The 21,336-nt window shown below is 66.3% G+C and carries 21 protein-coding genes; 10 read left to right on the top strand and 11 right to left on the bottom strand.

Going from position 1 to position 21,336, the window contains the following annotated elements; genetic code table 11:
* Window position 1 precedes the first annotated feature (1 nt).
* The 3 genes from OHA42_RS21065 to OHA42_RS21055 all read right to left on the bottom strand — a co-directional run bounded on the left by OHA42_RS21065 (window position 2) and on the right by OHA42_RS21055 (window position 3,702).
* Window positions 2-997: a TAXI family TRAP transporter solute-binding subunit gene (locus OHA42_RS21065; RefSeq protein ID WP_406229607.1), complete on the bottom strand. Its 996-nt coding sequence runs from the start codon at window positions 995-997 to the stop codon at window positions 2-4.
* A complete protein-coding gene (locus OHA42_RS21060; protein WP_406229606.1) occupies window positions 994-3,087 on the bottom strand; it encodes a TRAP transporter permease in 2,094 nt (697 codons plus the stop codon). The genes OHA42_RS21065 and OHA42_RS21060 overlap by 4 nt, the downstream gene beginning before the upstream one ends.
* Before the next feature lie 213 nt (window positions 3,088-3,300).
* Window positions 3,301-3,702 (bottom strand): nuclear transport factor 2 family protein, encoded by a 402-nt coding sequence (locus OHA42_RS21055; RefSeq protein WP_406229605.1) that lies wholly within the window; start codon window positions 3,700-3,702, stop codon window positions 3,301-3,303.
* A 104-nt stretch (window positions 3,703-3,806) separates the two neighbouring features.
* Between OHA42_RS21055 and OHA42_RS21050 the strand changes: the two genes are divergently transcribed.
* Entirely contained in the window at window positions 3,807-4,403 is a 597-nt protein-coding gene (locus OHA42_RS21050) for a TetR/AcrR family transcriptional regulator (RefSeq protein ID WP_406229604.1), read from the top strand.
* Between the two features lie 150 nt (window positions 4,404-4,553).
* Here the strand turns inward: OHA42_RS21050 and OHA42_RS21045 are convergent, their stop codons facing one another.
* The 4 genes from OHA42_RS21045 to OHA42_RS21030 all read right to left on the bottom strand — a co-directional run bounded on the left by OHA42_RS21045 (window position 4,554) and on the right by OHA42_RS21030 (window position 7,976).
* The gene (locus OHA42_RS21045; protein WP_406229603.1) at window positions 4,554-4,916 is read right to left on the bottom strand and encodes a VOC family protein; all 363 of its coding nucleotides are present in this window, start codon (window positions 4,914-4,916) and stop codon (window positions 4,554-4,556) included.
* On the bottom strand, window positions 4,913-5,917 hold the full coding sequence (locus tag OHA42_RS21040) for an alpha/beta hydrolase (protein WP_406229602.1): 1,005 nt from the start codon (window positions 5,915-5,917) through the stop codon (window positions 4,913-4,915). Before OHA42_RS21040 ends, OHA42_RS21045 begins: the two co-directional genes overlap by 4 nt.
* A gap of 10 nt (window positions 5,918-5,927) precedes the next feature.
* Complete coding sequence (locus tag OHA42_RS21035) at window positions 5,928-6,716, bottom strand: glucose 1-dehydrogenase (protein ID WP_406229601.1); 789 nt, start codon at window positions 6,714-6,716, stop codon at window positions 5,928-5,930.
* Window positions 6,717-6,848: 132 nt separating this feature from the next.
* Window positions 6,849-7,976, bottom strand: a complete 1,128-nt coding sequence (locus OHA42_RS21030; protein ID WP_406229600.1) for an LLM class flavin-dependent oxidoreductase — start codon at window positions 7,974-7,976, stop codon at window positions 6,849-6,851.
* 203 nt (window positions 7,977-8,179) lie between these two features.
* On the opposite strand from OHA42_RS21030, the gene OHA42_RS21025 reads away from it, so the two are divergent.
* Genes OHA42_RS21025 through OHA42_RS21010 form a run of 4 tightly spaced genes read left to right on the top strand, consistent with a single transcriptional unit; the run spans window position 8,180 to window position 12,197 of the window.
* Window positions 8,180-8,878, top strand: a complete 699-nt coding sequence (locus tag OHA42_RS21025) for an SDR family oxidoreductase (RefSeq protein ID WP_406239495.1) — start codon at window positions 8,180-8,182, stop codon at window positions 8,876-8,878.
* Window positions 8,879-8,905: 27 nt separating this feature from the next.
* Window positions 8,906-10,582 carry a 3-oxosteroid 1-dehydrogenase gene (gene kstD / locus OHA42_RS21020; protein ID WP_406229599.1) on the top strand — a complete coding sequence of 559 codons (1,677 nt, stop codon included), beginning with the start codon at window positions 8,906-8,908 and terminating at the stop codon, window positions 10,580-10,582.
* Window positions 10,583-10,633: 51 nt separating this feature from the next.
* A complete protein-coding gene (locus OHA42_RS21015; protein WP_406229598.1) occupies window positions 10,634-11,365 on the top strand; it encodes a glucose 1-dehydrogenase in 732 nt (243 codons plus the stop codon).
* 13 nt (window positions 11,366-11,378) lie between these two features.
* On the top strand, window positions 11,379-12,197 hold the full coding sequence (locus tag OHA42_RS21010) for an SDR family NAD(P)-dependent oxidoreductase (protein WP_406229597.1): 819 nt from the start codon (window positions 11,379-11,381) through the stop codon (window positions 12,195-12,197).
* A gap of 287 nt (window positions 12,198-12,484) precedes the next feature.
* On the opposite strand, the gene OHA42_RS21005 is transcribed toward OHA42_RS21010, so the two are convergent.
* The 3 genes from OHA42_RS21005 to OHA42_RS20995 are packed head-to-tail and all read right to left on the bottom strand — an operon-like array spanning window position 12,485 to window position 13,115.
* Window positions 12,485-12,676 carry a hypothetical protein gene (locus tag OHA42_RS21005; RefSeq protein ID WP_406229596.1) on the bottom strand — a complete coding sequence of 64 codons (192 nt, stop codon included), beginning with the start codon at window positions 12,674-12,676 and terminating at the stop codon, window positions 12,485-12,487.
* A 54-nt stretch (window positions 12,677-12,730) separates the two neighbouring features.
* Window positions 12,731-12,949, bottom strand: a complete 219-nt coding sequence (locus tag OHA42_RS21000; protein ID WP_406229595.1) for a hypothetical protein — start codon at window positions 12,947-12,949, stop codon at window positions 12,731-12,733.
* Entirely contained in the window at window positions 12,909-13,115 is a 207-nt protein-coding gene (locus OHA42_RS20995) for a hypothetical protein (protein WP_406229594.1), read from the bottom strand. The genes OHA42_RS21000 and OHA42_RS20995 overlap by 41 nt, the downstream gene beginning before the upstream one ends.
* 625 nt (window positions 13,116-13,740) lie before the next feature.
* Between OHA42_RS20995 and OHA42_RS20990 the strand changes: the two genes are divergently transcribed.
* A complete protein-coding gene (locus tag OHA42_RS20990; RefSeq protein WP_406229593.1) occupies window positions 13,741-15,918 on the top strand; it encodes a pyruvate, phosphate dikinase in 2,178 nt (725 codons plus the stop codon).
* A 58-nt stretch (window positions 15,919-15,976) separates the two neighbouring features.
* Window positions 15,977-16,744 carry a tyrosine-protein phosphatase gene (locus OHA42_RS20985; protein WP_406229592.1) on the top strand — a complete coding sequence of 256 codons (768 nt, stop codon included), beginning with the start codon at window positions 15,977-15,979 and terminating at the stop codon, window positions 16,742-16,744.
* A 141-nt stretch (window positions 16,745-16,885) separates the two neighbouring features.
* On the opposite strand, the gene OHA42_RS20980 is transcribed toward OHA42_RS20985, so the two are convergent.
* Window positions 16,886-18,289 carry a cellulase family glycosylhydrolase gene (locus tag OHA42_RS20980; RefSeq protein ID WP_406229591.1) on the bottom strand — a complete coding sequence of 468 codons (1,404 nt, stop codon included), beginning with the start codon at window positions 18,287-18,289 and terminating at the stop codon, window positions 16,886-16,888.
* 198 nt (window positions 18,290-18,487) lie between these two features.
* On the opposite strand from OHA42_RS20980, the gene OHA42_RS20975 reads away from it, so the two are divergent.
* From OHA42_RS20975 to OHA42_RS20965, 3 genes are all read left to right on the top strand, one after another.
* Window positions 18,488-18,625 carry a hypothetical protein gene (locus OHA42_RS20975; RefSeq protein WP_406229590.1) on the top strand — a complete coding sequence of 46 codons (138 nt, stop codon included), beginning with the start codon at window positions 18,488-18,490 and terminating at the stop codon, window positions 18,623-18,625.
* A 324-nt stretch (window positions 18,626-18,949) separates the two neighbouring features.
* The gene (locus OHA42_RS20970; protein ID WP_406229589.1) at window positions 18,950-19,828 is read left to right on the top strand and encodes a glycosyl hydrolase family 32; all 879 of its coding nucleotides are present in this window, start codon (window positions 18,950-18,952) and stop codon (window positions 19,826-19,828) included.
* A gap of 84 nt (window positions 19,829-19,912) precedes the next feature.
* A complete protein-coding gene (locus OHA42_RS20965; RefSeq protein ID WP_406229588.1) occupies window positions 19,913-21,325 on the top strand; it encodes an L-fucose/L-arabinose isomerase family protein in 1,413 nt (470 codons plus the stop codon).
* Window positions 21,326-21,336: the final 11 nt, after the last annotated feature.

Here is a 21,336-nt window from a genome sequence, read left to right as displayed (position 1 = left end):
GTCAGTTGGTCAGTGCTTCGGCGGCGCCTCGGTGCAGGGTGACGGGAGCGGTCAATGGTGCGGCATCGCGATTGATGCCCTTGGCGGCCGAGTTTGCCTGTTCCAGTTGGGTTTTGCGGTCGAACAGGGTTTTGGTCAGAACGCAGGCGAGATCCGCGTCGAGGTCGTTGCGGACCAGAAGAACATTCGGGACGACGATGGTTTTCACGTCCGCGGGCAGACCATAGGTGGCGGCCGGAATGACGCCCTCTTCGTAGACGGGGTTGGCGGTGCGCATGCTGCCCGCGAGATCGGCGATGTCGAGGAAGCGCACCTTGTCCTTGGCCGAGGTGAACAGGTCGGTGATACCGGGGGTCGGCAGCCCGCCGGAGAAGAACATCGCGTCGATCGAGCCGTCTTTCATACCGTCCACCGTCTTGGTGAGGTCGAGGCGCTGAGCCGAGATGTCGCGGTCGGGGTTGAGCCCGGCGGCCTGCAGTACTCGTTGGGCGATCACCTCGGTGCCGGACTTGGGCGATCCGGTGGAGACCCGCTTGCCGCGGAGGTCGGCGAGCGAGCCGATGCCGGCCCCGGTGCGGACGATCACCTGCGTGTAGTTGGGATACAGCCGCGAAAGTGCCTGTACAGGTTGCCGTTTCCCTTCGAAACTCGCGGCGCCGAGCACTGCGTCGGCTGCGGTGTCGGCCAGCGCGAACGCCACCTGATAGGTGCCTGCGACCAACTGCTGGATGTTCTGCACCGACGCACCGGTCTCCGCGGCAGTCGCCTTCACCTTGCCACCGGTGGCCTGCGAAATCTGTTCGGCGTAGGCATTGCCCAGCGCGAAGTAGACGCCGGTCGCGTTGCCGGTCGCGATCCCGACGCGAGTCTCCTGCTTCACCTCACAGGTGACCGCGCCACCTGCATCGGTCTGTGGCGCGTCGCGCCGTCCACCGCATCCGGCGAGCACGCCGGCCGCCACCACCGCGACGGCGAAAGCTATTGCGACTCTTCTCATGTCGTCCTCCTTCGAGAGACCAGAGTGATCCCGACCGCCACAGTCAGCGCGGCTACCCCGACGACGAGCGCGCCGGGCTCCAGGTACAACAGCGCCAGCCCGCCCACCGCGGCGAACACCCGCGCAAGCGGTCGCGCGGGACCGACTCCGAGAATCCAGCCCCCGGTCGCCGCCGCCAACGCCGCGACACCGACGCAGGCGGCCGCCGTCGTCCACAGCACGCCGAGCACCGGCCCGCGGCCGAGCAGATATTCACCGGGACCGCTGAGCACGAACACGATCGGCACCAGGAATGCGGGCAACGCATATTTCAGCGCCTGCCACATAGTCGGGACGGTGCGCGCACCGGTGATCGCCGCCGCGCCCACCGCCGCAAGCGCGGTCGGCGGCGTCACCTCGGAGAGCACCGAGTAGTAGAAGACGAACATCGCGGCGGCCGGGGCGGGAACGTCCAGTGCAAGCAGCGCAGGCCCGATGATCGCCCAGCCGATGATGAACGACGCCGTCACCGGCACCGCCAAGCCCAGTACGGCCAGCGCGATGGCCGCGAGCACGACCGTGCACGCCAGCACCACCGTGTGGTTGTCCGACACCGTCCGCGCCGCACGTACCAGCAGGGACGCCAACTGTGCGCCGAGCCCGGTCTTCGTGGTCATCGCCGTGATGACACCGGCCGACGTGCACACCGCCACCACTGGCAGCGCCGAGCGCACTCCGCTGCCGAGGGCCTCGAACACCTTGCGCGGTGAACTCGCCCGCGCGCGGGTGCGCGAATCGAGGAATGCGAGCACGAAAGCCAGCGCGGTGGCGTAGACGACGGCTCGTGTCGCGCTCACCCCAATCAGCAGCAGCACCACGATCGCGATCAAGGACAGGAAGTGGTAGCCGAATCGCGCGAGCAACCGCCACACGGACGCGCCGCCGATCTCCACCGGTCTGGTACCCAATCTGCGCGCGTCGATCTCGACGGCGAGCAGAATTCCCAGGTAGTACAGCACCGTTGGGATCATCGCCCAGCCGAGCACCGTCACATAGGAGACGTCGAGATATTCGGCGACGATGAACGCGGCGACACCGAGCGTGGGCGGCGAGAGGATCGCACCGACACCGGCCGCAGCCAGCATGCCGCCGGCCTGTTCCGGCGGATAGCCCGCCCGCCGCAGAATCGGCCAGGTGACCGCACCGACGGTCACCGCCGTCGCGGTGCCGGAGCCCGAAACCGTGCCGAGCAGGAAACCCGACGCGACAGTGGTCCGGCCGGCCGCGCCGCCCGAGCGGCGGAATGCGGCCACCGACAGGTCGACGAAGAACTGTGCGGCGCCGGAGAATTCGAGCACCGCGCCATAGAGGGTGAACAGCACGATGTAGGTGGCCGCGACATCCAACGGCGTGCCGTAGAACCCGCTGCCGGAGTTGTACAACGCGTCGATGATCTGCCCGAAATCCAACCCCGCGTGCGCAATTGTCCAGTGCTGTGGGAGCAATCCACCGTAGTAGCCGTACCCCACGAACACCAGACACACCACCGGCAGCACCCACCCGGTCGTGCGCCGGCAGGCCTCCAGCACCAGGACGAGCAGCACCGAGCCCATCCCGACATCGACAGGATCGAACTGTCCCTGTCGATCGAGGAAGGCGTTGTACCCGCCGCCACCCGACCCGATCGTCATCGGTAACAACGGATACAGGCACACCACCAGCGTCACCGCGGCCAATATCCAGTCGAGAGCCCCCGGCCCCTCGCCCCGATCCAGCCTGCGCACTCCGGACCGATAGGCGATGAACACCAACGGGAGCGTCCCGCTCAGGAATACCACCAGGTAGTACTGGCTGCCCTGCGGCAACGGCCGAAACACCTGCCACAGCACCAGGATCGCCACCGCGAACGCAACTGTCGCCACCAACTGTTCGGGCAGGCCGGTCAGTACCCGTGCCGGGCGCTCTTCATCGTCGACCTCGATCTTGGGTGGCTGATCGCCGACCGGATCCGTATCCGGGAGTCGCCGATCGCCGCGTGCTTCGTCGTCGGCGCCCCCACCGCTATCTTTCGGCAGCGCCGTACCTAGATCAGCGCCCCGCCTCTCCGACATGGCGCGACACTATCAACGCAAGGCCGTCTGTATGCGGTTAATGAAATCCGGGATCGGCAAATCACGGCTCGCCACCAGATTGTGTGCTGCAGGGTCGGTGGCGAGGCCGGCTCCAGCAATACCGGAGAATTCCCTCGGCCGAACATGCGCCGGAATGATGTATTGCCGACGATGTTGTGTCGGTGCAGTCCTCCGGCCGTGGCGTGATGTCGCTCAGGCCCCGAGCGCTGCCCGCCGCGCGCTCACCTTCCGATACGAGATTCGCCAGCCGACGGCCGCACGGACGACCATGTCGTCGTATACGACGCTGCGACAGGTTCCGTCCGCGTGGATGCCGATGCCCTTGGATTGCACCCGCACCGAATCACCGTCTGCGTCGGCGATGATGATGTTGGTGATGTGATGCCCCACCGGATTCCCTGCGCCGAGGGCGATCGCGGCGTCGCGCAAGGCTGGAATCCCGCGCAGTTCGCCGAGACCGAAATCGCTCAGCTCATAGATGATTCCGTCCGTGAAGAGCTCATCCATTCGATCGAGTTCCCCGGCATCCATGAGGTGACCGTGCCGCGCGATCAAATCTGTGATCTCGATTCTGTCCGCCGCCGACAGCGTCATGACGACCTCCTGCCGCCCCACTCGTACCATAAGATGAGGCATAGTCCGGTTATTTGGCACAGTAGCGGACTGTGTCCCCGGTTAGCAAGAGGGCGAGGTTGGGAATGCGCGAAACACCGTCCGGCACAACACGGCCGATGCGCGCCGACGCGCGGCGAAACTACGAACGACTGCTCGACCAGGCTCGAATCGCCTTCGCCGAACACGGTGCCGACGCCTCCCTCGACGACATCGCCCGCCGCGCAGGCGTCGCGAGCGGAACCCTCTACCGTCACTTCCCCACCCGCCTCGACCTCATCGAAGCCGTACTCGGCGAACGCGTCACCGAGCTCGCCCAGCTCGGCCACCGCCTGACGGCGGAGCCGGACACCGTCGCAGCCCTGACCACTTGGCTGCGCGCCGCGATCGACCACGCACTCACCTTCCGTGGCCTCTCCGCCGCCATCATGAATTCCGCGATCGACGGTGGTGTCGAGCTGGTGTCCGCTTGGCATGCAGAGACATTCGCCGTCGGGTCAGCCCTGCTGGATCGGGCCAAGCAGGCAGAAACCATCGCCCCATCCGCCCAGAACTACGACGTACTGCGCATGATCGGCGCGATCGCCTGGGCGGCCCAGGACACACCGAACCCGGCGGAGCGAGCAGACCGCCTCCTGGACCTCCTCCTCAACGGTCTTCGCACCACCCCTTCGAAGCCATGACCGCTTCGCCTGCCTGCACCGGTCCGCCCTCTCCCGGCGGGTGACTGCGGCCTCCACCCGAGCTGCCATGCCGGCGAATGGCACACCATCGCGAGGTCCGCGCGGGAACGCCGCAGCGATGTGCCACTCACCGACCACCACGGGAGGTCGTTACGGCGTGTGCTGGGCGGCGGGTAGCGGCTCGTAGAGGACGATCGCCCACGGGGAATCGGGCGTCGGGCGGACCGAGGTACGGCGTTCATGGGGTCCGGTGACCGGGTCGGCAGCGGCGAACCCGGCGGCGCGCAGCCTGGCAAGGGTGGCATCCAGGTCGTCGACCTTGGCCGACAAGGACGGAGTGTCGCCTTCGCGGTCGGTGCCCGCGAGCATGACTCGGGCCGGGCCGATGTCGAACTGCGCCCAGCGGTCGCTGTCGACAAAGGTGGCCTTGGTGCCGAACACGGCGGTGAGCAGGTCGATCGCGGCGGTCAGATTATCGGCGGGAAAGATCGTGCCGAGGCGTTCTACTGTCATCGGTGTGCTTCCAGGGCTCGGCGGAGTGCGGAAAAGGCTGCGGTGGCAGCTTCTTTCGCGTCGGACAGGCTATCGGCCATGCTGAAGAAGCCATGGAACTGGCCGTCGTAGCGGATCACGTCGGCGTGTACGCCGGCCTCCTGGAGTCGGACGCCGTATTCCTCGCCCTCGTCCCGCAACGGATCGAACTCTGCGGTGACGATGTGCGCGGGCGGCAGTCCGGACATGTCGGAGGCACGTAGTGGCGACGCGTAGGGGTGGTCTGCATCGCCGTCGGTTCCCAGGTATTGCTCCCAGTACCACCGCAAATGATCGTCGGTGACGAAGTATCCGTGCGCGTTGTCCCGATAGGACACCGTGTTTCGGGCCGGGTCGAGCATCGGATAGACAAGGAGTTGGAAGGTGACGGCGGGACCGTTGCGATCGCGGGCCATCAATGTGGTAGCAGCGGCGAGGTTTCCGCCGCAGCTGTCACCGGCCACCGCGACCCTGGCCGGGTCGCCGCCCATCGTCCCGGCATGTTCGGCGACCCAGTTCAGTGCCGCGTAGGCATCCTCCGCGGCCGCCGGGAACCGGTGCTCGGGCGCCTGCCGGTAGTCGACGGACACCACAATCGCGCCGACACCGTTGGCCATGGACCGGCACAACTGGTCGTGACTGTCGAGGCTGCAGATCACGAACCCGCCACCGTGGAAGAAGACAATGACAGGCAGCAGCGCAGGTGTGCCGGTCAGGTCCGATTCCGCATCGGTGGCCGACGACTGCGCGCCGAGAGACGAATCCGCGGGACGATAGATGCGCACCCGCAGCTCCGGCGCGCCGACCGGCCCCGGCATCAGACGCTCCTCGACCTGCTCGACCGGAATCGGTTCGGCGGCGGCCGCCGGGCGCGCCGCAAGAATGCGGCGCGCCTCGGTGGCGTCCTGGATTTCGGTGCCCAACCGGGGAAACGACGCAGTGGCCAGGTCGACGATCACCTGCGCTTCGGGTTTCAGCGGCATCGCCCGATCCTCACGCCTCGGCCGCGGCGCCGACAGCAGGCATCGAGCCCGGCGGAATGAACTGTCCCGCAGACAATCCGCCATCGATGGCCAGCTCGGCCCCGGTGATGAAGGCCGACGCGTCGGAGGCGAGGAACGCCACCAGGTCGGCCACCTCACTCGGCAAACCGACGCGGCCGAGCGGCAGTGACGGGAAGCTGCCGGGCCCGGTGCTCAAGCCGAGATGCCCGATCATCGGTGTCGCGATCGGCCCCGGGTGCACCGAGTTCACGCGGATTCCGAGCGGACCGAGTTCGAGTGCGGCCGTCTTGGTCAGACCACGCAATCCCCATTTCGATGCGCCATACGCAGAATGCCCCATCAGGCCCTGCAATCCGGCCTGTGACGAGATGTTGATGATCGAGCCACCGCCCACGGCCCCCATCGGCCCGATAACCGCCTGGATGCCGAGGAACGAACCGATGAGGTTGATGCGCAGAATCCGTTCCAGCTCCTCGGCAGTGGTGTCGGTGAGCGGTTTCGCGGTATAGATGGCCGCGTTGTTCACCAGCACGTCCAGCCGCCCGAACTCGCGCACCGCCGTCTCGACAGCGGCCGCCCACCCGGACGCGCTGCTCACATCGTGACGAACGAAACGCGCGGCGGCGCCGATGGATTCGGCAACCTCTTTACCCTCGGGTTCCAGCACGTCGGTGAGCACGACGCGGCCGCCGGACGCGGCAACGAGCCGGGCTTCTTCGGCGCCCTGGCCCCGGGCAGCGCCGGTGATCAGGACGACCTTGCCGGTCAGATCGGTCATATTCAGCTCCTTGCTCATGCACTTGTGGATCCCGGCCTGCGCCGGAAGAAGGCTTCGGCGCATCCGCCTGCCATGTCGGGCGGCGGCCGGGTTCCTGAGCCCACAGCCGGCGAGCGGCTGTGCGCGGGGTGACTAGCCCTTACGGAAGTGCGGGATGACCTTTTCGCCCCAGTGCCGGATGGTTTCCAGGCACGCTTCCTGGGGCACGGTGCCCATCTGGATCAGGCAGAGGATTTCGTCGGCGCCCGCCTCCTGCAGCCGCTCGACGTAAGCGATCGCGTCCTCGGGGCTGCCGTAGGCGTGCTCGGCATTGAACACCGAGGTGGCACCCGTCTTCACCGGAATCTTGGCCTCGTGCAGGTAGGCGACGTGGTCGTCGGCGGCCTGCTTGATCTTGGCCACCTCGTCGACAGTGGGATCGACAGCCTCGTCCGGAACCGGGCCCGCGCCGTACCAGTGCTTGATGGACTGGGCGAAGAAACGCTGACCGCGCGCACCGATCTGCTGGGCCTTCTCCCGATCGTCGAGCACGATGGTCGGGCACAGCGCCGCGAAATGGTCGTTGACGACGGTCGAGACGAACTTCTCCCCGGTGCGCGCCGCGATGGCCGCATCATAGGTGCGGCGCAGTTCGGCGATCTCCTCCACGCCCGCGAACCCGAGGACCAGCGCGCCGATTCCGTAGTCGGCGGCCAGCTTCAGCGTGTCCTTCTTGGTGCACGCCATGAACAGCGGCGGATGCGGCAGCTGGACCGGACGCGGCAGCATCGGGTGCGGGTCGATATCGAGCAGATCACCGTGCCACTCGAATTCGCCCTCGGGATCCTGCCAGGCCTTGCCGATGATCCGCAGTGACTCCTCCACCTCCTGGTAGGTGCGATCGGGGTCGACGCCACACATGGAGGTCTCTTGCGGGGTTGCGCCGCGACCCGCGCCGAGGTTCACTCGCCCGTTGGACAGCACGTCGAGCATGGCCGCACGCTCGGCCGCCCGCACCGGGTGGTTGAAGTTGAACGGCATGCACACCACGCCGTGACCGATGCGGATCCGTTCGGTGCGCGCGGCCACCCAGGTCAGGAAGATCTCCGGTGCGCTCATATGGGCGTACCACTTCAGCCCGTGATGCTCGACCGCCCAGACGGTGTCGAAACCCATCTCTTCGGCCAGCACCGCCTGCTCTACGCAGTCGCGCAACACCTGCCGTTCGTGGTCGGCGGACGGGTTGGTCATTTGTGCCTCGAAGATCATCGAGAACTTCATGCATTGCCTCCACTTCTCAATATGCCTAGTAGAAATATTTCCGATGCTCTCGTGGAGGTCAGGTGCATGTCTCGGTGGATGGGACTGCGCGGGCTCCCGCCGCTGTCGCGCCCCTAGCGTTCGGAGGTGACGCGGGAGAAAGGATGGGCCAAGTGGGCCGACTCGATGGCAAGGTCGCACTGATCACCGGAGGCGCACGCGGAATGGGCGCCGAGCACGTCCGCCGCTTCGTCGCCGAGGGTGCGCGGGTGGTGTTCGGTGATGTGCTCGACGCGGAGGGCAAGCAGCTCCGAGCCGAGATCGGCGCCGACTGCCACTACGTGCATCACGATGTGACGAGCGAGGCGGACTGGGCTGCCGCGGTGGCCGCGGCTCGCACGGAGTACGGCAGGCTCGACGTGCTGGTCAACAATGCGGGAATCCTGCGATTCCAGTCGATCGCCGAGATGAGCCTTGCCGATTTCACCACCATCATGACTGTGAATGTCACCGGCGCATGGCTGGGTATCAAGACGGCAACGGCGGCGCTGACCGAAGCGGGTGGCGGCTCGATCGTGAATATCTCCTCGGTCGAGGGATTTATCGGCGCGGCAAATCTCTCCGCCTACAGCGCGAGCAAATTCGCGATCCGCGGCCTGACCAAGTCGGCCGCACGCGAACTCGGCAAGCACGGGATCCGGGTCAACTCGATTCACCCCGGCGGCATCGCCACACCGATGACGGCCGCCGCAGGCTCGGGCGTCGACGGCAGCACATTCTTTGCCGGACTGCCGATCTCGCGCTGGGGCCAGCCCGGCGAGGTCTCGGAGGCGGCGGTCTACCTGGCGTCGGACGGCGCCAGCTACTGCACCGGCACCGAGATCGTCGTCGACGGCGGCATGCTCACCGGCGCGGGCTACTGATCAAGCGTGAACAACAAGGAGGTGGCGATGTCCGAGGAACACGAGTACGACGTCGTAGTTGTTGGTTCGGGAGCCGCGGGCATGACCGCCGCATTGACCGCCGCGTATCGCGGGCTGTCGGTGGTGCTGATCGAAAAGAGCGGCAGCTTCGGCGGTTCCACCGCGCGCTCGGGCGGCGGCGTCTGGATTCCCAACAATCCGGTGCTGGTCCGCGAGGGTGTCCCCGACAGCCCGGACCTGGCCCGGGTCTACTTGAAATCCGTTGTCGGTGACCGGGTTCCGCAGGAGAAGCAGGACGCGTTCCTGGACAACGGTCCGCGCATGATGACCTACCTCGGCGCGCGCACCCGCCATCTCGAGTTCGTCTACGACCGCGGCTACTCCGACTACCACCCGGAGTTGCCTGGCGGACTCGCGCAGGGCCGCAGCATCGAACCGGCGATCATCGACGGCCGGCTGCTCGGCGAGGATCTGGACAAGATCAACCGGCCGACCATGTCCGGCCCCAAGGGAATCGCATTCACCGTCAGCGACTTCCACGACCTCAACATGATCGCGCGGACCTGGAAGGGCAAGCGCACCGCTATGAAAGTCGGCGCACAAGCGGTGCTCAACAAGCTGCGTGGACGGCTGCCGCTGAGTCTCGGCAAGGCTCTGGTTGCCCGGCTCTGGCTGGCGCTGCGCGACGCGAACGTACCGGTATGGCTGAATACCCCCTTGACCGACCTGATTACCGAGGACGACGTTGTGGTCGGTGTGCGCGCCGAACGTGCCGGTGCCCCGATCACCATTCGGGCCCGGCGCGGTGTCGTGCTCGCCGCGGGCGGCTTCGAGCACAACCTGGAGATGCGGCAGCAGTTCTTCACCGGACCCGTGAGCACCGAGTGGACGGTCGGCGCCACCGAGAATGTCGGCGAGGGCATTCGCGCCGGTGAAAGTGTTGGTGGTGCACTGGATTTGATGGACGACGCCTGGTGGGGACCTTCGGTCCGCAACCCGGACGGTCCGCCTTTCTTCTGTTTGGCCGAGCGCTCCCAGCCCGGCGCCATCATGGTCAACGACGCGGGCGAACGCTTCACCAACGAATCGGCCAGCTATGTCGACGTGGTACACACGATGTACGAGCAGCATGCGAAAGGCATCGGCCATGTCCCCGCGCACTTCATCATGGACCAGCGCTTCCGCGACAGGTACTTGTTCCTCGGCACCTTCCCGAAGCAGGCCATCCCGCAGAAATATTACGACTCCGGGATCATCAAGAAGGCCGACACCCTCGCCGAACTCGCGGACAAGATCGGCGTGCCCGCCGACACGCTGACCGCGACCGTCAACCGGTTCAACGGTTTTGCGCGCGCCGGTCGCGACGCGGACTTCCAGCGCGGCGAATCCGCCTACGACCGGTACTACGGTGACCCCACCGTCAAGCCCAACCCGTGTCTGGCCCCGATCGACCAGGGCCCGTTCTACGCGGTCGAAATGGTCCCCGGCGACTTGGGCACCAAGGGCGGCCTCGTCACCGACGAGCACTCCCGAGTGCTGCGCGGCGACGGTGCCCCAGTCGCGGGACTGTATGCGGCAGGCAACAATTCGGCCGCCGTGATGGGAAACAGCTACGCCGGCGCCGGCGCGACGATCGGCCCGGCCATGGTGTTCGGCTACATCGCCGCCAACCATCTTGCCGACACCGCACCGAAGCACCCCTGATGCCACCGATGTTCGAACTATCCCGCCGATTCGGCCGAACAGGAGCATGACATGGACAGAGTGAATGGCAAGACCGTGATCGTGTCCGGTGGCTCGCGTGGCATGGGCGCAGCGTTCGCCCGACACCTCGTCGCCGAGGGCGCGGCTGTCGTGGTCGCGGATGTCCTGGTCGAGGAGGGCAAGGCGGTCGCCACCGAGCTGGGCGACCGGGCGCTGTTCGTTCCGCTGGACGTTACCGACGAAACCGCGTGGCACGCCGTCGTCGCCGAGGCCGAACGCGCCTTCGGCCCCGTCTCCGGACTCGTCAATAACGCGGGCATCGTGCACGTCGACCCCATCGAGAAGCTCGCCGAGGCCGACTACCGCCGCGTGATCGACGTGAATCAGGTCGGAGTGTTCCTCGGCATGAAAGCCGTTGTGCCGTCGATGCGCCGGGCCGGCGGCGGCTCGATCGTCAATATCTCCTCGATCGGCGGCATCATCGCCTTCAGCAACATTCTGGGCTACGTGGCCTCCAAGTGGGCGGTGCGCGGTATGACCAAGGCCGCGGCGCAGGAGTTCGGCGTCGACGGAATCCGGGTCAATTCGGTGCATCCCGGCGTTGTCGCCACCGAAATGACCGCCACCTCCGAGCGCTCCAACTCGATGGTGCACGACCTGCCGCTGTCGCGTGCCGCCGCGCCCGACGAGCTGGCCAGTCTGGTGCTGTTCCTGATCTCCGACGAGGCAAGTTACTGCACCGGCTCCGAATTCGTCGCCGACGGCGGCTACACCACCAAATGAAGGACACACCCCTGTGAAGAACTTTCAGGACAAGGTCGCCGTCATCACCGGCGCGGGCGCTGGCATCGGGCGGGCGCTGGCGGTGGAGCTGGCTCGCCAGGGCGCGAAACTGGCGTTGTCCGGCCGAAATCTGGCCAATGTCAGCGAGACTGCCGCGCTGTGCGAGCAGGCGGGCGCCAAGGCCCGCGCCTACCAGCTCGACGTGACCGACCGCGCTGCGGTCTATCAGCACGCCGACGAGGTACAGGCGGACTTCGGCCCGGCCAACCTGGTGGTCAACAATGCGGGCGTCTCGCTCACCGCTAATGTCGAGGAGCTGAGCTGGGAAGACTTCGAGTGGATCGTCAATATCAACTTCTGGGGCGTGATGTACGGCACCAAAGCCTTTCTGCCGCAGGTCATCGCCTCCGGTGACGGCCACATCGCCAATGTCTCCAGTATGTTCGGCCTCGCCGCCTGCCCCAGTCAAGGCGCATACAACGCCACAAAGTTCGGTATTCGCGGCTTCACCGACGCGCTGCGCCAGGAAATGAAGATCGCCGGCTACCCGGTAAGTGTGAGCAGTGTCCACCCCGGCATGATCAAGACCGAAATCGCCTGGAAGGCTCGAGCGGGCGGCGACCGCGACCGCGATGCGCTGGCCGCGAACTTCGACAAGCTGGCGAAAACGACCCCCGAATCCGCGGCGACCACCATCCTGCGCGGTATCCGCAAGGACAAGGCAAAGATCCTCATCGGTGCCGATGCTCGCGTAATCGACTTGTTGCCAAGGATTTTCGGCTCCGGCTACCAGCGCATCCTGACCGCTCAGATGAAGAAGGAAGTCTCGTAACATCCCTGGTGCGCGGCGGCGCCGGTGCGATCAGTGACCGGCACCCCGCAGCCGATGTCGACCATAGTGCCGTCCCTTCTCCGCAAACTCGGCTGATGGATACCGACATGCATGAGAACTCCGTTGTCCTCGGAAGTCGCCATTGACTCCCAGACTTCGATTCTGCACTGCGGCGTTCCGGCTTCCCTGAGTAGCGGACTACCTGTCTTGCACCACATCAGTGCAGGTCAGAGCATTGCAGACGTGGCCGCGCAGGTAGTTCGGCACCTGCGCTGCACACATATCGACTACGCGGCTTCCCACAGCGTTCTGTACAGATCGGATTCACCAGGCATGAGTGGCGCTAGCCGCCGCGCTTCGGCGATGTGGTCGGCAGCGGTGCCGGGCTGAAATCCGCGGGCGGCGACGATCGCGCCACAAAGGTGCCCGTAACCTCGTACCGCGTTCGCGGCCTGGGTGTCGCCTTCGATCAGGTTCAAACCTTTATCGGTGAGCGACAGACCGACATCGTTTGCGTTGTGGTGCGTGAGGATTCACGCCCGCTTGATCTTCGCTTGCGCCGCGTACAGCGGGTCGTCGGCTCCGGCGGCGGCCCATTCGAGCCGATCCAGCACCGAAGGCGCAAGGCTGGTGAACCCGAAATGTCGGCACAACCGTTCGGCCGTGACATGCGCCGCCGACAGCAGCGTGAACACCCGCGCCCGTTCGGCGTCACTGGTGGCGGCGTGCAACGCCCCGTACATCTGGCGCATGAGCACCCGGTACACGTGCCAGCGCTACCCGGCCCTTGTCGTTGCGGTAGGCCAGATCCACGCCCGCCATCTCGGCCTTCAGTTCGGGCAGGGTCGGCGGATCCACGGCCTTGACGTAGGGCACTTCGGCAAGCAGCGCCCGCAGCCAACCCTTCGAGGGGCCCATCCGCCTCGATCACGTCGTCATAGGGCGTGCCGGTCAAGTGCTCGGGCTCCACATGGAGCACGCGGGCCACTGCCGCAATGAACCCCGGCGACGCCGGTTCCCTGCCCTGTTCGACACCATGGACACGCTGTAGCGGATTTCTCCGCCAGCTGGATTTGCTTCCAACCGGCAAGCTCGCGTTCCGCTGCCTTCCGTTCACCAACGGTTGTCACACCGGTACCTCTTCGGCGGCTCGGGGAAAATCGGCCTCTGACCTCGACCGCACCGAGCGGGCCGGTTTCCGCGACACCTGTCACCGGACTGTCGCTATCGGTTTGTCAACGCGTCTAGCGTCCTTCCGGTAACCGAGCTCCGCCATCGGGTGAACCCGCCTGACCGACCTCGGCGGCCACCGAAGTCGGCCCGCATTCGTCTTGCTCACCGGGACGTTCGGTACGCCGTTGGTGCCCGAGCGGGCAGGCTGAATTCGCGCCGCCCCGCGATTGTGTCGCGCACCGCAGGGAGCCGCGCCATTCGCAGGGCGATCGGCGGCCGGGATTGTGCCCGGCGGACCGATGGCTGCCCTAAGCCGCCTGCCGAACGTGCGGTGGCTGCCGAGAACGTGCTGACCCGAAGGAGTGGTGACATGACGACCGGAGTGGAGCCTGTGGAGCGACCGGAGCTCGCCACTTTGGCGAGCATCGCACCATCGGTCGCCGCACTCGACGGCGCCTGCACCTTGTCGCGGGAGCGGATCGGCGGGAAGGCGTGGAGCGTGAATCACATGCGGGCGCTGGAGCTTCCGGTGCCGCCCGCCTTCGCGCTCACCACCGATGCGTGGGCCGAATTCTCGGTGAGCGGCGTGCTCGACGCGCAGATCTGGGCGGGCGTATGCGCCGGGATCGCGGCACTGGAACGCGGCACGGGTCGAGAGTTCGGCTCCACCGAACGCCCGCTGTTGGTGTCGGTGCGCTCCGGCGCCGCGGTGAGCATGCCGGGGATGATGGACACGGTGCTGAATCTCGGCATGAACGCCGAGGTCGAGCAGGCGCTGACCGCGGAGACGCGAAACCCCGGGTACGCGAGCGACACGCACCGCCGTTTCCTCGCCCAGTACCGCGAGATCGTGCTCGGTGACCCGAACGGCGTGGTACCGCAGGACCCGTGGGAGCAGCTGCGTGGTGCGATCACGGCGGTATTCCGTTCCTGGGATTCCGCGCGCGCCAAGACCTATCGGCGCACCCGCGGCGTATCCGACGAGCTCGGGACCGCGGTCACCGTGCAGGCCATGGTGTTCGGCAATCTCGATGCGCTCTCCGGGACCGGAGTGCTGTTCAGCAGAAACCCGAACACCGGCGAGCGACCGGTCTTCGGTGAGTGGCTGATCGGCGGGCAGGGCGAGGACGTCGTCTCCGGCCGTACCACCCCGCGACCGCTCGACGAGCTGGCGAGCACGCTGCCCGAGGTGCACACTCAGCTCATCGCGGCAGCCGAACTGCTGGAACGCGACGGTCGCGATATCCAGGACATCGAGTTCACCGTCGAATCCGGCAGGCTCTGGCTCTTGCAGTCGCGGCCCGCGAAACGCTCTGCGCGCGCGGCGGTTCGCGCCGCTGTTGCCATGGCCGACGAGGGGATGATCGAGCCCGCGGAATCGTTGCGCCGAGTCACCGCCGAGCAGTTGCGCACCGTGCTGCGCCCCGCCTCCAGCGACAATGCCGGGCTGCGGCCACTGGCCACCGGCGAGTCCGCCTGTCCGGGGCTCGCATCCGGCGTCGTAGTGACCGATCCCGACGACGCCGAGGCACGGTCCGCCGCGGGCGAGCACGTCATTCTGGTCCGCCCCACCACCAGCCCGGACGACCTGCACGGCATGATCGCCGCGCTGGCCATTGTCACCGAGCTCGGCGGCGCCACCTCCCATGCTGCCCTGGTCAGCCGGGAACTCGGCCGTCCGTGCGTAGTCGGTTGCGGCCCAGGCGTTGTCGACGCGCTCGTCGGACGCGTCGTCACCGTCGACGGCGGGGCCGGAACCGTCTGGCCGGGGCAGGTCACCGGCAAGCCGGTCGACGACTCGGTATTCGCGGATGTTGCGCGCCTTGCCGAGTGGGCCGGTGTCGAGCCGGATCAGCTGCCGGCATTCCTGTCCGGCGAAACCTCCGCTACCGATGAAACGAACACGGTGACAATGCATTCCGTTGATACGAGGCACGTCTCGGAACTCGGCCTGCTGCGTCTGATCGGGATCAAAGGCAGGGTGAAGCCGGCGGCCATCGCCTCCAGCCTCGGCCTCATCGAATCCGAAGCCGCCTCGCGCAGTGCGGATTTCGTGGCACGCGGGCTCTGTGCGAACACACCCGTCGGCGCGCGCCTGACCCCCGAAGGTCGCGAACATCTCACCCGGCTCCTCGAACAAGAGCGCGCCGACGTGGACCAGAATGTCATCGCCGCTGCCTACGATGAATTCTGCGAGTTCAATGCCGAGCTGAAAGAGGTCATTACCGCCTGGCAGATGAAGGACGCGAGCACGGTGAACGATCACTCCGACACTGCCTATGACGCAGCGGTATTGGACCGGCTCGTCACCATGCACCGGCGCGTCGCTCCCCTGGTCGGACGGATCGGGACCACCGCACCCCGCCTTGTGCAGTACGTCGATCGCCTCGAGCTGGCCGTCGAGCGGATCACCGGCGGCGACCACTCGTGGGTCGCAAGGCCGATTATGGACAGCTACCACACTGTGTGGTTCGAGCTGCACGAAGACCTGATCGGCCTGTGCGGACTCAGCCGTGCCGATGAGGCCGCGGCGGGCCGCGCCCATTAGCCGGCGCGGGGCCGACTCAACCAGCCCGACGCGGGCCGAGCGCATTAGCGAGGATTCGATGTATACCGACAGCGCACAACGGCGATGGGTGGAATTCGCCGAGATCGACAATGTCCGCGATCTCGGCGGGCTTCCGGTGGCCGGCGGTGGCACCACACGGTTCGGCGTCGTGTTCCGCTCCAGCACGCCACAGCATCTCACCGAGGACGACCTCGGGAGATTGATCGGTCCGGTCGGGCTACGCACGCTGATCGACCTACGACTACCCGACGAGATCGAACGGGAAGGGTACGGCCTGCTCGCGGGCGCTGCGGTGCGTCTGGTCAATCTCCCGGTGCGCAAGCAGACCCAAACCAGCGCGACCCCGACCGATCTCGTCCCGGACGGTCACGAGTACGACCTCGTCGCGCTCTATCGCGAACTCCTCGCAGGCAGCGTCGAATCCGTCGTCGCGGCCGCTCGGCTGATCGCCGACGCCGACCAGCATTCCGTCGTCTTCCATTGCGCCGCAGGCAAAGACCGCACCGGCGTGCTCGCCGCTGTCCTGCTCGACGCGGTGGGCGTCCCCGCCGAGGCCATCGCCACCGACTACGCGCTCACCGGCGAACGCCTCGAGCGCATTCGCGAACGTCTCGACACCCTGCCCTCCTATCACGGCCTGCCTCCGGTGCGCACCGGCATCCTCGCCGTCGACCCAGAGGTGATCATCCGATTCCTGCAGGACCTGCACGCCACCCACGGCAGCGCCGCGGGGTGGCTGCACGCCAACGGTTTCACCGGAGCGGAACTGGCCCGGCTGCGAGCGGTGCTCGTCGAGTCGCCCTGATGGCCGCGGGACAATGGCGGATCTGATCTCGGTCCAACCAGCCGGACCTGATGCTTGGGCAGGAAGGACCGACTGCTGTCGGAGACACTCGACGTCGTGGCGAACGCTGTCGGTGAGAACCTCAGGTGGCCTCGGTGCCGGTCACCGTCGCGTCACCGTCACTTGCACGGTGTCCTGTCCAGGGCTGGTGGTGAGTTGAAGTAGCCGGGCATCGGGCACCGACACGACATCGGCGCCCTGAATTTCGACCTGGTAGCCGTCGGGGTAGTTGCTCTGCGGCAGATATACCTCGGTGCGGGCTTCACGGGGGAACGGTTGACCGGAATCTGCGCGGCGGGCGCTGAATCTGATGGTGAACGTCCCCGTCGCGCTGTCGTAGTGCCACTGCAGCGGGGTGCCTGCGATTGCACGTGGATACGGCCGGACAATCGCCGGGTCCATCAGGTTGGGACCGGTCGGTGGCTCCTGGGCATGACCACGTGTCTGATCCTGCGGTTGGGACCAAAACAGCCAAGAAGCCATGTTGTCGTCGAATGTATCGGCGAGACGAGTCAGCTTCGCCCAATCCTTGGTCGCGCCGAACTCGGTCACCAGCCCGACAACGCCGTCGGCGTCGGCGCGAGCCAATCCGTTGCTCACGCAGGTGTCGATCGGGCCGAAGCAGTAGTCGTGAAAGCTCAACCCCGCGTTCGGATCGCCGGTGGGATTCGGCATCCAGTCCGGCGTACCGAAGTCGTTGGTCATGGACGGCTCGTAGAACAGCAGGTGTTTCGGGTCGACTCCGCGGATGGCGTTCATCACTTTTGCTTCGAACGTCGCGAGCGCACCGCGCTCGAACTGGGGGCAGCCCTGCGGAATGCAGGTCGGGTATTCCCAACCGGGCCACGGCTCATTGATCAGGTCGTAGCCCAGCACGTACGGCTCGTTTGCGAAGTGTTGCGCGACATGCGCCCACATGGCCGCATAGTGTTCCTGCAGTCCGACGCCATCTTGCGCAGCGTGGTCGTGCCAGAAGTTCGCCCACGTTTGATTTTGTGCGGGACTCGTCAGGTAGACCAACGGAAAGCCGGGGTCGGGCTGCAATGGGAACCCGTCGGTGACCGTCGCCCAGTCGGGGAACCCGCTCCAACTCGCGCCCACCGATTCGTTGAACGCGTCCTGATGGGAAACGACAAGGCTGTAGATGTTGTACCGGGCCAGCAGCTGCTGGGTCTGCTTGATCTGCGCGATGTAGTTGTCGTCGTAAACGCCGGGCTGCGGCTCGACCGCGTTCCATGCGAAACCCAGCCGCACCGCGTTGAATCCGTTCTCCACCAGGAACTGGGCGTCGTTCTCGCCGAAACCTCCCGCTGCGGGGAAGTACGGCGGGTACTTGTAGACCATATTCACGCCGTGCACGGTGACCACCCGGCCCAGTTCGTCGGTGAGCCAGCGGCCCGCGTGCCCCAGTTCCGGAGCCGTCGGTGTCGCCGCGGCCGGTGTGGTCAGTCCCAGCAGCAACATGACCAACCCGAGACACCGTGCTGTCGAGGACATGATGGTCATCGAGCAAACCTTTCGACGAGTATGCGCCGACGGCACTTCTACGGCGCTGACGACAAAAGCGAGAGACGCTCCGATACGCGGCCCTTACCGGCCGATCCCCAAGATGTCGGTGCCCGGAGTCGAACCGTCCTTCCTGTATGTCCAGGTACATCCAGTGCGGTCGGACCGGCTGTTACCCGCGGGCATGCCCTGGTCCTGGTGCAGTCGATCAATCCGAACAACACGATGGCCGAGACCACGACGCTGATGCGGAAATGCTATATATCGCTGGCCGGATTCGATCACGACACTCCGCTGCACACCGACGAGGTCGCATGCCTCGACCAGTTCTCGTAACCAGTCGACTATGTCCGGTGGAACCCGCTGTGGCTCGGCGGGACAAACCGCGCCGCCAGCCGCGACATTCGGCGTTCGTGCCAGCACCGGATTCCGCTCACCCTCATCCATCGCACCCTCGACAACCAGTGGACACATGCCCGAAAACGGCACCCCGACAGCAATATTCACCTCACGTACCGACGCATCGTGCCGTCACCGACACCAATACGCCACCGGAAGTGCACCAGAGCCGTCGATCAGACACTCCCCAATCCCTGACTCGCGGGCGGCAAATTTCCAGACCGGGCCGCGCCGAGACTGTTCGACGGCATCATGATGTCTATGGCGACACGCGAAGTGGTGAAGGCGGGCGTGTTCGCGAGGGTGTACGACCCCGGCGTCGGAGAGCCGGAGGCGTGGTACATCAACGACCACACCGTGGTTCGTGACGGCGCAGGGCGCTGGCACCTGTTCGGCATCACCCACCCGGAACCTGCGGATCCCTGGCACGAAGTCGAGTTCGCCCACGCCACCGCGCCCGCACTGCACGGGCCGTGGACCAAACACCGACCCGCGCTGACCGTCGATCCGAAGTACGGCGAAACACATCTGTGGGCCCCGTATGTCGTGGCGGTGCGCGGCGGGTATTTCATGTTCTATGCCGCCGGCGGCGCCGATCGCACGGCGGCCGCGATGAACCTGGCCACCTCGACCGACCTGTTCCACTGGACCCGCAACCCTGGTGGTCCGCTCTTTCGCGACGGCTACGACGCCCGCGATCCGATGGTGCTGCGGGTCGGCGAGAAGTGGATCATGTACTACTGCGCGACGAGTGCACCCGCCGGCGGCCATCACGTGGTCGCCTACCGCACCAGCGGCGACCTCCTGCATTGGAGTGCGCGCCACATCGCCTACACCGACCCCACCAGTGGCACCGAGGCCGGCAACACCGAATCTCCGTTCGTGGTGTCGCATGGTGGCTCGTGGTATCTGTTCATCGGCCCACGCCCGCAGTATGTCGGCACCGACGTGTTCCGCAGCGACAATCCCTTCCGCTTCCGTATCGGCGACAAGGTCGGCCACGTCGCGGCCCACGCCGCCGAACTCGTCGCCGACGACGGCCGCTGGTGGATCACCAGCGCCGGGTGGGCACAGGGTGGCGTGCACCTCGCGCCGGTCACGTTCCCGAGCCCACGCGTGATCAGCAACGTGCCGAGATAACGACCGTGGCGAGATGCCCACTCCGCGAGCCTCGAGCATGGATAATCCGATCTGGGCGGGCCTGCGGATATGGAGGCGATCTGAATGGCGCGTATCGGGGTAATCAGCATTTCCGACGGTCGGCCCTATGTGCACGGGGGCATCGCCGAGTTCATCGCGGCGGCCGAGGATCGGCTCGTGTCCGAGCTCACCACAGCGGGGCACGAGGTCATCCGGGGTTCCGAAACGATCAGCACCAATGCGCTCGCCGGGTCGGTGGCGCGCGAGGTGGGCGCCGCCGGGGTGGACCTGACGGTGCTGCACTACGCGGTCTGGGCGTTCCCGCATTTCACCATGTTGGCTGCGGGCGCCACCTCGGGCCCGCTGCTGCTGTTGTCCAATATCGACCCGGTCCAGCCGGGGATGGTCGGCATGCTGGCCGCGGGCGGGGCCTTGGACCAGATCGGTCGCGCACACACCCGACTGTGGGGTGATCCGACCGACCCGACGCTGATCGAGGCGATCGGTGTGCAGGCCACCGCGGCGGCCGTGGTGGCCAGTCTGCGCGGGGCGACTTTCGGGCGCTTCGGCGGGCGGCCGATGGGGATGAACACCGCGGTGGCCAATACCGATCAGTGGCAGCGACTGTTCGGCATCGACGTCGAGGAGATCGATCAGTGGGAGATCGTGCGACGCGCGGAACTCGCCGACGCGGGGGAGGCGAAGGCCGCGCGGGAATGGCTGGAGCGCCACACCGCAGGCGTGCACTACGACGGAGTGAAGCTGACGCCGGAACTGCTGGAGCGCCAGATCCGCTCGTATCTCGCCGTGCGCGAGCTGATCGACGAATGGCGGCTGGACTTTTCGGGGATCAAGGGACAACCGGAACTCACCCAATATTTCGCCACCATGGACATCACCGAGGCATTCCTCAACGACCCGTACGATTGGAACGGCCCCAAACAGCCACATGTCTGTGCCACCGAGGCCGATATGGACGGCGCGCTGACCATGCAATTGCTCAAGCAGATAGCCGCAAGTCCGGTACTTTTCGCCGATGTGCGGCACTACCACGCCGACCGCGATATCTGGGATCTGTGCAATTCCGGTCAGCACGCCACCTGGTTCGCCGCTCGCAGCGACGACCCGGCCGAGAACCTGGCCAAGGTGCACCTGTACCCCGAGGTGTTCTTCTTCCCTGCGGGCGGGGCTTCGGTGCACCACCTCGCCGCGCCCGGTCGAATGACCCTCGCCCGCCTCACGCGCAACAACGGCGACTATCGAATGCAGTTGATGCTCGGCGAGTTCGAGAACTACGACGACACCACCAACGAGGCCCTCATGAAGCAGTCCACCTGGGAATGGCCGCATGCGTTCGCCCGCTTGGACGCAAAGGCCGAGGACTTCCTTTCCCGCTTCGGCGCCAACCACATTCACGCCATTCCCGGCGATCATCGCGCCACGGTCCGCGCTACCTGCGCACTCCTCGATATCACTCTCGACGAGTTCACTCGCTGAGCAGCCGTGGA

Source organism: Nocardia sp. NBC_01009 (genome assembly GCF_045208035.1).
Lineage (GTDB): Bacteria > Actinomycetota > Actinomycetes > Mycobacteriales > Mycobacteriaceae > Nocardia.
Note: the sequence above shows the minus strand (reverse complement) of the source record. Positions and strands in the feature narration are given on the sequence as shown.

Bases quoted from the DNA above. Each gene is read 5' to 3' on its own strand.
- OHA42_RS21025 (WP_406239495.1), top strand. From the start codon at position 8,180: ATGGGCGCCGAGCACGTCCGCCGCTTCGTCGCCGAGGGTGCGCGGGTG.
- OHA42_RS21065 (WP_406229607.1), bottom strand. From the start codon at position 997: ATGAGAAGAGTCGCAATAGCTTTCGCCGTCGCGGTGGTGGCGGCCGGC.
- OHA42_RS21060 (WP_406229606.1), bottom strand. From the start codon at position 3,087: ATGTCGGAGAGGCGGGGCGCTGATCTAGGTACGGCGCTGCCGAAAGAT.
- OHA42_RS20990 (WP_406229593.1), top strand. From the start codon at position 13,741: ATGACGACCGGAGTGGAGCCTGTGGAGCGACCGGAGCTCGCCACTTTG.
- OHA42_RS20980 (WP_406229591.1), bottom strand. From the start codon at position 18,289: ATGACCATCATGTCCTCGACAGCACGGTGTCTCGGGTTGGTCATGTTG.
- OHA42_RS21030 (WP_406229600.1), bottom strand. From the start codon at position 7,976: ATGAAGTTCTCGATGATCTTCGAGGCACAAATGACCAACCCGTCCGCC.
- kstD (WP_406229599.1), top strand. From the start codon at position 8,906: ATGTCCGAGGAACACGAGTACGACGTCGTAGTTGTTGGTTCGGGAGCC.
- OHA42_RS21000 (WP_406229595.1), bottom strand. From the start codon at position 12,949: ATGCGCCAGATGTACGGGGCGTTGCACGCCGCCACCAGTGACGCCGAA.
- OHA42_RS21040 (WP_406229602.1), bottom strand. From the start codon at position 5,917: ATGCCGCTGAAACCCGAAGCGCAGGTGATCGTCGACCTGGCCACTGCG.
- OHA42_RS20970 (WP_406229589.1), top strand. From the start codon at position 18,950: ATGGCGACACGCGAAGTGGTGAAGGCGGGCGTGTTCGCGAGGGTGTAC.
- OHA42_RS21050 (WP_406229604.1), top strand. From the start codon at position 3,807: ATGCGCGAAACACCGTCCGGCACAACACGGCCGATGCGCGCCGACGCG.
- OHA42_RS20995 (WP_406229594.1), bottom strand. From the start codon at position 13,115: ATGGGCCCCTCGAAGGGTTGGCTGCGGGCGCTGCTTGCCGAAGTGCCC.
- OHA42_RS21035 (WP_406229601.1), bottom strand. From the start codon at position 6,716: ATGACCGATCTGACCGGCAAGGTCGTCCTGATCACCGGCGCTGCCCGG.
- OHA42_RS21015 (WP_406229598.1), top strand. From the start codon at position 10,634: ATGGACAGAGTGAATGGCAAGACCGTGATCGTGTCCGGTGGCTCGCGT.
- OHA42_RS20985 (WP_406229592.1), top strand. From the start codon at position 15,977: ATGTATACCGACAGCGCACAACGGCGATGGGTGGAATTCGCCGAGATC.
- OHA42_RS21045 (WP_406229603.1), bottom strand. From the start codon at position 4,916: ATGACAGTAGAACGCCTCGGCACGATCTTTCCCGCCGATAATCTGACC.
- OHA42_RS21055 (WP_406229605.1), bottom strand. From the start codon at position 3,702: ATGACGCTGTCGGCGGCGGACAGAATCGAGATCACAGATTTGATCGCG.
- OHA42_RS20965 (WP_406229588.1), top strand. From the start codon at position 19,913: ATGGCGCGTATCGGGGTAATCAGCATTTCCGACGGTCGGCCCTATGTG.